This is a genomic window from Bowdeniella nasicola (genome assembly GCF_001907295.1).
Taxonomy (GTDB): Bacteria; Actinomycetota; Actinomycetes; order Actinomycetales; family Actinomycetaceae; genus Bowdeniella; species Bowdeniella nasicola.
The window spans coordinates 1-7,575 of sequence record NZ_MQVR01000097.1; the positions used below are offsets into that span (position 1 = coordinate 1).

Here is a 7,575-nt window from a genome sequence, read left to right on the forward strand (position 1 = left end):
CGCCGGGTCGTGGCTTTTCTTCGGTGACACCGTAGTCATTATCGGTGAAACTCCTTCTAGATCAGAGCCTCACACACAAACTTCCTGACACCCTGTATCAGCCCGGGTCAACGCACTCTAGAACCGGAAGAGCCGCTATATCGGCCACTTCAACCGCGCTGGCTGGCAGATCGCCGAAGCGCACGAGGTCGCCAAAGCCCGAGGTCTCACGCCGTTTGTCTCCTCCCATTCCCACTACAACCTCATCGATCGCAGAGCCGAGCTCGAAGTCGTGCCCGCGGCGATCAACTACAACCTCGGGATCTTCCCGTATTTCCCCCTCGCATCCGGCCTGCTCACCGGCAAATACACCGACGGGAAGGCGCCGCGAGGATCCCGCCTATCGCGAGGCGACAAACTCGCCCAGGCGGACCTTGAGCAGCTAAAGAAACTCCGCGAGCTCGCCCACGACATCGACGCGAGCAAATCGGCGATCGCGATCGCATGGCTCGCCTTGCGTCCCCAGGTCGCCTCCGTCATCGCCGGCGCGACGAAACCCGAACAGATCGAAGCCAATGCCGCGGCCCTCGACGTTGAACTGACCGTCGAGACGCTGCAGCGTCTCGACGAGATCTTCCCGTCTCCCGCCAAGGTTGCGCTGTTTTAACGAACGCATAGTTTTGTGCGTGACGACGGTGACGGTCGGGGCAAGACTTCAGTCCTCCGATCATTTACCTTCCAGTGGCACGATAGGTCCGTGAATACGATGAACAACGCGAGCGACCCCACCGAGGAACCACGATTCGAGGAGTTTTCGGACCTGCCGCCGCATGAGCGCCTCGCCCTGCAAAGCGGTGTCGTCATGCGACTCGGCCTCGCGCTGCTCGGATCGGGCGCGGGCGCGTTCCGCGTCAAGGACTCGATGTCGCGCCTCGCGCACGCCGTCGGGATCGAATCCCATCGCGGACAGGTGACGTTCACCGAAATCACGACGACCTCCTTCGCCAACGGCACGTTCCGCACCGAGATCGGTGAGACGCGCCGCGCGGGCGTCGACGCCGACAAGATCGACCGGCTGCGCGAATTCGTTCGCGGGCTACGCCCCGGCATGAGCGTGGAAGACGCCCACGCCGCGCTCGATGAGATCGAAAGCGCGCGTCCACTGTACGGAGCCGTGGCGAACATGCTCGCCGCCGCCTTCGCCTGTGCGGGATTCGCCTTCCTCAACAAGGGCGGCCTCGTCGAATGCCTCGTCGTCTTCTTCGCGGCCCTCGTCGGCCAGGCCACGCGTCGCCAGATGATGCACCGCCACATGAACCACTTCGGCGTGTGGATGCTGTGTGGCGCGCTCGGCACCCTGATCTACACGTCGTTCGTGACCGCACTGAACTGGTTCGGCTGGGTCGACCACAACCATCAGGCCGGCGTCATTTCCGCGATCCTGTTTCTCGTCCCCGGCTTCCCGCTCGTCACCGGCATTCTCGACCTCGTCCGCATGGACCTGCTCGCCGGCATCACGCGGCTGTCCTACGTGACGGTTCTGCTCGCATCCACCGGCATCGCGGTCTGGGCCGTGTCAGCCTCACTGCACTGGGATGTCAACCCCAGCGTCGGCCCCGAACTGAGCCCGGTCGTGTTGAACCTGCTGCGCATCCTCGCGTCGTTCATCGCATCCTTCGGCTTCGCGATGCTCTTTAATTCACCGCTCAAGGTCGCGTCCGCCGCGGCCGGAATCGCCGCCGTCACGAACACGGGTCGGCTGCTGTTGGTCGATCACACCGCGATCGTCAGCCAGGCAGCCGTCGGCCTCGCGGCGCTCTTTATCGGACTGCTCGCCTCACTGCTGTCGATCCTGTGGCGGTACTCGCGCGTGACGCTGTCCGTGCCCGCGGTCGTCATCATGATTCCGGGCGTGCCGCTGTACCGGGCGCTGACGGCGATGAGTAACGGCGAGGTCACCTCGGCGCTCGCCCAGGTGGTCCAGGTCGTCTTCGTCGTGTGCGCGATCGGTGTCGGGCTCGCGGTTTCCCGCATGATTACCGACCGCGGGTGGGCCTTTGATCAGGACACCACCCGCACGCGTCGGATCTTTACGGACGTCGCCGCCCGCTAACGGACTGGCCCCTAGAGGCCGCCAAGCACCTGGGCGATAAGGATCTTCACGATCATCGCTGCGGGGTAAACCATCGCGTAGCCGAGGGCGACGCGGGGGTCAGCGTTGGTGCGGTTATTCGAGAAGGCGAGCACGGCCGGCTGCGTCTGAGTGCCGCCAAGGACACCCGCGGTGCGGGTGCCACCGAGCTTGAAGCCCCAACGCATGACCGAGTAGATCCCGATGCCGACGAACGTCGTGATGACGAAGCCGAGGATGAAGATCTTCCACCAGGAGCCACCGGTGAACGCGTTGAGGATCTGGCCGCCCGCCGCGGTGCCCGCGTAGGCGAGGAAGATCAGTAGGCCGAGTTCGGAGATGACCTGGCACACGGTGTAGGGAATCGCGGTGACGACCTTGCCGATGCGCCCGATCTTGCCCATGACGAGGCCGACGAGCAGGGTGCCGGCGGCCGAGCCGATCGAGAACGTCGCTCCGGTGGGCGTGAGGATCGGCGCTTCGCCGATGAGGATGCCGAGCGCCATGCCAAGGCCGAGTGCGATCGGGTTGATGTCGGTCAGGCCGCGGGCCGAGTCACCGAAGTACTTCGAAATGCCCTTCATCCGGGACGTCGGGGCAACGACGCGCACCCGGTCGCCGAGCTGCAGGACGAGGTCGGGCGTGCCGACCATGTCGACGTCGCCGCGGCGCACTCGCGAGACCGTCGCGCCAAACTTATCTTCCAGCCCGAGTTCATGGATTTGATGGCCCGCGAGTTTCGGATCGGAGACGGTAATCCGCCGGAAGTCGAGGTATCGCCGGTCGGATAGTAGCGAGTGTGAGGAGTCGTGGCCGAGTTCGGCGGTCGCCTTCTGGACGACTTCTTCGGGGCCGACGACGGTCACGAGGTCGTCGCGGAAGAGCTGATCGCTCGGCAGCGGCGTCGTGATCGGGCCGACCTCGCCGCGACGCAGGCGGGAGAACTGCAGCGACGTGCCAAGGATTCGCTGCAGATCGGCGATCGCCGGCTTGTCATCGCGCTCGACGCGGATCGTGCGGTTACCGATCGGCGAGGGTGTGTCCTTGTCGTGCTTGCCGTAGTTCAGCGCGAGCTGCGCGAAGACGAGCATGCCGATGACGCCGTAGAGGTAAGAGATCGAGTAGCCAACGGTCGCGAGATCCGGCTGTCCCGAGGCCTTACCAGCGGAGGCCAGCGCCGGGGTGTTCGTGATCGCGCCGGCGAAGGTACCGGCGATGAGCGGGATATCCATCCCGAGTGCCTTGCCGACCAGCAGGGCGATACCGCCGCCGGCGACGAGGACGACGACCATGCCGAGGAGGGGGCCGGCAGCCGTGCGCATCATGTGGAAGAAGTTCGGACCGGAGTTAATACCGATCGCAAAGGCGAAGAGCGCGAGCCCCAAGATGCCTAGGTCGTGTTCGACCTTGAGCTCATAACCGTTCGCATAGCCCCACGCCGATAGCGCGATCGCCACGAAGAGTACCGCGGCGGCGCCCAGACCAATTCCGCGAATCTTGAGGTGGCCAAAGGCCATTCCGACGCCCAGGAGGATCATTAAAAGGAGGACTTGGTTTCCTGCCAGGACGGTAAAGATCGTCTGCATTGGCGTCCCTTCTAGGGTGGGGAAGCGCAGGGAGGGCGCCTCTACTCACGGATAGACAGGCACTAGTCTTCCATGTCTAAGTCCCATGATGTGGGACAGGTGTCCCGTGCGCCAGGTCACCTCGATAGCATGACGGCATGCGCATGGAGCTCGTTATTCTGTCCCTCGTCGTCGTACCACGGCGCGCGAGGTCAAAGTAACGTACCCGAAATAGCGCGCCCTTCACCCACAGGTGAAGGGTTTTTTAGTAGCAGCACGAGTGTCGCGGAGAAAACAATGACCCGAAGCACGGCCGCCGATGGCAGGCCTCCACAGGGCAAAGTGCCCCAGCAGTCCGAACGGATGACTGGTTCGCAAGCCGTCATTCGTGCTCTCGAAGAACTCGGCGTCGACACGGTCTTTGGCCTGCCAGGCGGCGCGATCCTGCCGACCTACGATCCGCTGTTCGCCTCGACCAAGCTGCGCCATATCCTCGTCCGCCACGAGCAGGGCGCGGGCCATGCCGCGGAAGGCTATGCCGCCGCCACCGGGCGTGTCGGAGTCTGTATTGCGACCTCGGGACCGGGCGCGACGAACCTCATCACCGCACTCGCGAACGCAAACATGGACTCGACTCCGATGGTCGCGATCACCGGCCAGGTCGCCGCGAACTTCATCGGCACCGATGCCTTCCAGGAAGCTGATATCGTCGGCGCGACGATGCCCGTCACCAAACACTCATTCCTCATCACGAAGCCCGAAGAGATCCCGGCGCGCATCGCCGAGGCGTTCTACATCGCCCGGACCGGGCGGCCCGGCCCCGTGCTCGTGGACATCACGAAGACCTCGCAGGTGGGGGAGTTGGACTTCTCCTGGCCCCCGCAGCGCTCGCTGCCCGGCTACAAGCCGATGGTCAAACCGCATCACCGACAGATCAAAGCCGCGGCCGCCGAACTGCAAGCGGCGCGCCGCCCCGTCCTGCTCGTCGGCGGCGGCACGATCCGTGCTGGTGCGAGCGCTAAGGTCTCCGCGCTCGCGGACCTCACCAACGCCGCGGTCGTCACGACGCTCATGGGACGCGGTGGCGTACCCGACACCCACCCGAATCACCTCGGCATGCCGGGCATGCACGGCTCGGTGCCCGCGGTCGCGGCGCTGCAGCGCGCGGACCTCATCGTCGCGCTCGGTGCCCGGTTCGATGACCGCGTCACCGGCGACCTCGAGACGTTCGCCCCGGGCGCGCGCGTCATCCACGCCGATATCGATCCCGCCGAAATCTCGAAAAACCGGCAGGCTGACGTCCCCATCGTCGGCGATATCAAGGATGTAGTCACCGACCTGTTGCCCGGGATCAAGCATCTGCACGACCGCGACGGCGCGCCCGACCTCACCTCGTGGTGGCGGCAGCTGAACGCGCTGCGCGAGAACTACCCGCTCGGCTGGACCGCGACCGATGACGGACTCATGGCGCCGCAGGAGGTCATCGCGAAGCTCGGCGAACTCGCCGGCCCGGATGCGATCTACTGCTCGGGCGTCGGCCAGCACCAGATGTGGGCGGCGCAGTTCATCCGCTACGACAACCCGAAGACCTGGCTGAACTCCGGGGGACTGGGCACGATGGGATACGCCATTCCCGCGGCCATGGGGGCGAAGGTCGGGATGCCCGAGAAGGAAGTGTGGGCGATCGACGGCGACGGCTGTTTCCAGATGACGAACCAGGAGCTCGCGACCTGCGCCCTGAACGACATCCCGATCAAGATCGCGCTCATTAACAACTCCTCGCTCGGCATGGTGCGCCAGTGGCAGACGCTGTTCTACGACGGCCGCTATTCGCACACCGACCTCGAAACCGGGCACGAAACCCGCACGATCCCGGACTTCGTGAAGCTCGCCGACGCCTATGGCTGCGTCGGCCTGCGCTGCACCCGTCCCGAGGACATTGAGGACACGATCCGCCAGGCGCAGGCGATCACCGACCGGCCTGTCGTGATCGACTTCGTGGTCTCCCGCGACGCGATGGTCTGGCCCATGGTGCCCGCGGGCGTATCGAACGACGAGATCCAATACGCGCGCGGCCTGACCCCGCAGTGGGAGGAAGAGTGATCATGGCTAAGCCGAACCATCGCCACACGCTGTCCGTGCTCGTCGAGAACAAGCCGGGCGTCCTCACCCGCGTCGCCGCGCTGTTTGCGCGCCGCGCCTTCAACATCCACTCCCTTGCGGTCGGCCCGACGGAAAACGATGCGATCTCTCGTATCACCGTCGTCGTCGATGCCGAGCGGCTGCCGCTCGAGCAGGTGACCAAGCAGCTGAATAAGCTCATCAACGTCATCAAGATCGTCGAGCTCGACGAGGTCGAATCGGTCCAGCGCGAGCTGTTGCTCGTGAAGGTCAAGGCCGATAACCGCTCGCGTACCGCCGTGCTGCAGGTCGTCGAACTCTTCCGCGCCCACGTCGTCGACGTCTCCCCGGAGGCGGTTATCGTCGAAGCAACGGGCGCAAGCCAAAAACTCGAAGCCCTGCTCACCGCTTTGGAGCCCTACGGCATCAAGGAGATCGTGCAGTCGGGCTCTGTTGGAATCGCGCGCGGCGCGAAATCTCTCGCTGATCGAACCTACGAACGCAACCGCCGCGGCAACTAGCGCCGCGACACGAAAGGATATGCCTCATGGCTGAAATGTTTTACGACGACGACGCGGACCTGAGCGTTATCCAGGGCAAGAAGGTTGCCATCATTGGATACGGCTCGCAGGGCCACGCCCACGCGCTCAACCTGCGGGATTCCGGGGCCGAGGTCGTGGTCGGCCTGCGCGAAGGCTCTTCGTCGCGCGCGAAGGCCGCCGAGCAGGGGCTTGCTGTCGCCACGATCGAGGACGCGGTTGCCCAGGCCGATGTCGTCATGATCCTCACTCCGGATCAGGCTCAACGCACGGTCTACGCCGAGCAGATCGAACCGAACCTGAAGTCCGATGCGGCGCTGTTCTTCGCGCACGGCTTCAACATTCGCTACGACTACATCAAGCCCGGCGCGGGTCACGACGTGTGCATGGTCGCCCCGAAGGGGCCCGGCCACACGGTGCGTCGCCAGTTCGAGGACGGCCGCGGCGTGCCCGCGATCATCGCCGTCGAGCAGGACGCGTCCGGCGAGGCGTGGGCGCTCGCGCTGTCGTATGCCAAGGCGATGGGTGCGCTGCGCGCCGGCGGGATTAAGACGACGTTCACCGAGGAGACCGAAACGGATCTCTTCGGCGAGCAGACCGTCTTGTGCGGCGGCGTCTCCAAGCTCATCCAGTACGGTTTTGAGACCCTGACCGAGGCCGGCTACCAGCCGGAGATCGCCTACTTCGAGGTGCTGCACGAGCTGAAGCTCATCGTCGACCTCATCAACGAAGGCGGCATCACCAAGCAGCGCTGGTCATGCTCGGACACGGCAGAATACGGCGACTACGTCTCCGGCCCGCGGGTTATCACCCCGGACGTGAAGGAGAACATGAAGGCCGTGCTCGCCGACATCCAGGACGGCAGCTTCGCCAAGCGCTTCATCGACGATCAGGACGCGGGCGCGCCCGAGTTCGAGCGGCTGCGCTCCGAGGGCCAGAACCACCCCGTGGAAAAGACCGGCCAGGAATTGCGCAAGCTGTTCGCCTGGCAGAAGAGCGACGAGGACTACCAGGACGGCTCCGCCGCCCGCTAACAGCGAGTCGATGCCGGACGGTGACCACCTGGTGACCGTCCGGCGTCAGTCTTCGCGCTAGAATATCGAGCAGTACGGAAGGAGCGTCGCGTGAACGATTCGGGACAGCAACTGGTCAAGTCCCTTGTAGTGGTGTAACGGCGTTTTCCTCTCGTTTGGGGTTTTAGCTTGCTAGTGCGGGCGTGTCGGTATCGGTCATGGTCGTG

6 protein-coding genes are annotated in these 7,575 nt (G+C 64.7%); 5 read left to right on the forward strand and 1 reads right to left on the reverse strand.

The genetic code is table 11. The annotated features are described in order from the left end of the window. Positions 1-139 precede the first annotated feature (139 nt). Both BSZ39_RS11655 and BSZ39_RS11660 read left to right on the forward strand, forming a co-directional pair. Entirely contained in the window at positions 140-646 is a 507-nt protein-coding gene (locus tag BSZ39_RS11655) for an aldo/keto reductase (protein WP_083603325.1), read from the forward strand. Between the two features lie 99 nt (positions 647-745). Then, positions 746-2,092, forward strand: coding sequence for a threonine/serine exporter family protein (locus BSZ39_RS11660; protein WP_083603327.1), 1,347 nt, complete (start codon positions 746-748; stop codon positions 2,090-2,092). 11 nt (positions 2,093-2,103) lie between these two features. Here BSZ39_RS11660 and BSZ39_RS11665 read toward each other — a convergent pair whose 3' ends face one another. Further along, positions 2,104-3,696 carry an aspartate:alanine exchanger family transporter gene (locus tag BSZ39_RS11665; protein ID WP_073717496.1) on the reverse strand — a complete coding sequence of 531 codons (1,593 nt, stop codon included), beginning with the start codon at positions 3,694-3,696 and terminating at the stop codon, positions 2,104-2,106. Positions 3,697-3,972: 276 nt separating this feature from the next. Between BSZ39_RS11665 and BSZ39_RS11670 the strand changes: the two genes are divergently transcribed. From BSZ39_RS11670 to ilvC, 3 genes are read left to right on the forward strand one after another with little or no spacing between them, the layout of a single operon-like run. Further along, a complete protein-coding gene (locus BSZ39_RS11670; RefSeq protein WP_073717497.1) occupies positions 3,973-5,778 on the forward strand; it encodes an acetolactate synthase large subunit in 1,806 nt (601 codons plus the stop codon). A gap of 2 nt (positions 5,779-5,780) precedes the next feature. Continuing rightward, positions 5,781-6,317 carry an acetolactate synthase small subunit gene (gene ilvN, locus BSZ39_RS11675; RefSeq protein WP_073717498.1) on the forward strand — a complete coding sequence of 179 codons (537 nt, stop codon included), beginning with the start codon at positions 5,781-5,783 and terminating at the stop codon, positions 6,315-6,317. A gap of 26 nt (positions 6,318-6,343) precedes the next feature. Beyond that, positions 6,344-7,369, forward strand: a complete 1,026-nt coding sequence (gene ilvC, locus BSZ39_RS11680) for a ketol-acid reductoisomerase (RefSeq protein WP_073717499.1) — start codon at positions 6,344-6,346, stop codon at positions 7,367-7,369. The last annotated feature ends 206 nt before the right edge of the window (positions 7,370-7,575 follow it).

What these genes read in the sequence shown, in the direction of transcription:
- BSZ39_RS11670 (WP_073717497.1), top strand. Translation starts at nt 3,973, where the DNA reads ATGACCCGAAGCACGGCCGCCGATGGCAGGCCTCCACAGGGCAAAGTG.
- ilvC (WP_073717499.1), top strand. Translation starts at nt 6,344, where the DNA reads ATGGCTGAAATGTTTTACGACGACGACGCGGACCTGAGCGTTATCCAG.
- ilvN (WP_073717498.1), top strand. Translation starts at nt 5,781, where the DNA reads ATGGCTAAGCCGAACCATCGCCACACGCTGTCCGTGCTCGTCGAGAAC.
- BSZ39_RS11665 (WP_073717496.1), bottom strand. Translation starts at nt 3,696, where the DNA reads ATGCAGACGATCTTTACCGTCCTGGCAGGAAACCAAGTCCTCCTTTTA.
- BSZ39_RS11660 (WP_083603327.1), top strand. Translation starts at nt 746, where the DNA reads ATGAACAACGCGAGCGACCCCACCGAGGAACCACGATTCGAGGAGTTT.